Annotated in this window: 1 protein-coding gene; it reads left to right on the top strand. The window is 49.4% G+C overall.

Annotated features, from left to right (window positions below):
• Window positions 1–282: 282 nt before the first annotated feature.
• A partial coding sequence (locus AC0L3B_RS38280; RefSeq protein ID WP_473382739.1) for a hypothetical protein occupies window positions 283–559 on the top strand: 277 nt, incomplete at its 3' end.

Genomic DNA, 559 nt, shown 5'->3' with positions numbered 1-559 from the left:
AGTACCAACCATCCCCCGTAATGAACCCATCAGCGAGAGAAACTTGGATATCCCTAATCCCATCTAAAGACGAACGTAGGCAAAGGAGCGCTGCACCAGACCTAAGGGGCCTCAGGCTCGGGGATTGACATACCGAATCAACGCGATACGACATTTCTTTGATATGCGCCGATAGTGCTACCTACATATAAAAGCTCAGTGAAGCTGATAGGATGGCAAAAAATAATCACTGGGCATGACTACCCGAAGTGCGCGAGATCAGTCCAAGGAGCGGTGTTTTCAATGAAGGAATTACGCGAGTTACTGCTGAAGCCTACGCAGGATGTAGCGGATCGGAAAAAAGCTTTGAAAAAGAGACCCAATGCATTCGCATTTGATGCCGGGCAGCTTCCATTTGAGCGTCTCGGAGATGCTCAGTTCGAGCTTCTTTTATCTGATATTTACAATGAGTTAGCGGGCTCTGATTCCCATAGCTGGTATGACGGCGCAAGACGGATGAATGACGGTGCGGACGGTGGGCGCGATGTCATATTAACGCATCAGGGAGTGTCGGTTGGCA

This window comes from Bradyrhizobium sp. Kon56, from assembly GCF_055807635.1.
This window is presented reverse-complemented; position numbering and strand designations above follow the sequence as displayed.